Below are 1,823 nucleotides of genomic sequence, written 5' to 3'. Positions count from 1 at the left end.
TGCAACGCGCTTGAGGGATGGGTTGGGCGAACGGGGGCGGACGCCCCGCCGGTCAAGGACCGAGCGGCAGCAGCGCGCCGGGCAAGCCGCAGATCAGGTCGGCTTCGGGACATGCCGCGGCAAACGCAAGGCGAATGCGGCTCGTGGTCTCGACCACACGGGCAGCGAGTTTCAAGAGACGAAGACGCAGCGTCGCGAACTCGGCAGTGGCCAATTCCCGGGCTTTGGGAATGGCGTCGCGCACGGTCAGCATCAGCCAATAAGCGGCCGTATGGAGCACGAGACGGACCTGGTTGGCGAGCGCCGAACGGCAGCTGGTGCGATCGGAGGCGAGCTGCGTCTTATGCAGCTTGATCAGATTCTCGGCTTGGCCGCGCGCGCAATACAGGCTGTCGTAGATCCACTCGGCCGAGCCGACATCGAGGCTGGTGACGACGAAGCGGATGTCGAGGCCGAGCATCGCCGCCTCAATACGGGCGACAGTGCGCCGTTCGCGATCCCAGGACTTTGCCTTGTGGCGGCGCGTCTCGGTATAGCCACGCAGAACCGGCAGGTTCTCGATGGCGCGTCGCGTGCGGATGTCGTCGGCGACCTCGTCGACTTTTCTGGCGAGAGGCTTGGTGCCGGACAGACCGAAGATGTAGTCGATGCCGTTGGTCTCGCACCACGCCATGGCCTCCGGCCGGGCATAGTGCCCGTCGCCACGGAACGTAATTTGCGTGTTGTGCCATCGCGTGCGGATATGCCGTACCAGGCGGCGCAGATGGGCACGCACCTCGACGCCGCCCGGCGTCTTGCCGGGCCGCAGCACGACGGCCACGGGCCGGCTCTTCTCCGTGTCGTAGACGTGGATCGGCAGGAAGCAGCGTTCGTCATAATGAGCGTTGAACAGCGAGAGCTGCTGATGGCCGTGGACGACGTCGCAGGTATCATCGATGTCGAGCGTGACGGATGCCGGCTCGCGCGGGTAGCTATCCATCCATGCGTCGACCAAAGTGTAGGTCAGCCGGATCACGTCGCGCAGGCGCGGAGCATTCTCCAGCCGCGACAGCGTCGGCTGGGAACACAAATCCCGGCCCGTGTCCGGCAGCCGTCCGCAGGCCAGTTTGAATGCCGGATCGGACCTCAGATGATCGAGGTCGTCGGCGTCCTCGTAGCCGCAGCAGATCGCGAACATGCGCGCGCGGAACATATCGACCAGGCTGTGCACGACCCGCGTCGGATCGCGCCGATCCGGGAACACCCGGGCCAGATTGTCGGCCAAACCGAGACGCCGCTCGGCCATCGCCAGAAGCATCACGCCCCCGTTCGAGGTTAGGCGCCCACCATCGAAGGCAGCTGTGACTTTCTTGGCGTGAACGGCTGGAAACGAGAAGGGCGGAATCGTATCGTCGGTCATGGCGGGCGTGGCGTTCGCGGTTGGAGGTGATGGGGTTGGCTTCGCAACCGAATCCTACGCCGCATCAGCGCTTTACCCCTCAGGCGCACTCTTACGAATAAGACGGGTTAAGTTGAAGAAAGATTGAGTGACTCCCGATCATTTCTGTGCCGAAACGTGGAGTCGCGGTCGTGCCGCGTCCAAAGAAACCGGCGCGAGCGGCCTATTAGACGCGGTAGGTGATCAGCCTCCGAAACGAGACTATCAAGCATGAAGAGATCGAGCGCGAGGCAGAGGTTTTATTTGTGTTGAATTCTTGCTTCTCGATAGTGGTCTGAAATCGTATCATCGGTCATGGCGGGCGTGGCGTTCGCGGTTGAAGGTGATGGGGTGGCTTCGCAACCGAATCCTACGCCGCATCAGCGCTTTACACCACGCTCGCCAG

The 1,823-nt window shown here is 63.1% G+C and carries 1 protein-coding gene; it reads right to left on the bottom strand.

Translation table 11 applies throughout. From position 1 onward, the window contains the following. Window positions 1–52 precede the first annotated feature (52 nt). Entirely contained in the window at window positions 53–1,399 is a 1,347-nt protein-coding gene (locus tag JQ628_RS34295) for an IS1380-like element ISBdi2 family transposase (RefSeq protein ID WP_212231034.1), read from the bottom strand. Between the last annotated feature and the right edge of the window lie 424 nt (window positions 1,400–1,823).

Source organism: Bradyrhizobium lablabi, from assembly GCF_018129385.1.
GTDB classification, from domain to species: domain Bacteria; phylum Pseudomonadota; class Alphaproteobacteria; order Rhizobiales; family Xanthobacteraceae; genus Bradyrhizobium; species Bradyrhizobium lablabi_C.
This window is presented reverse-complemented; position numbering and strand designations above follow the sequence as displayed.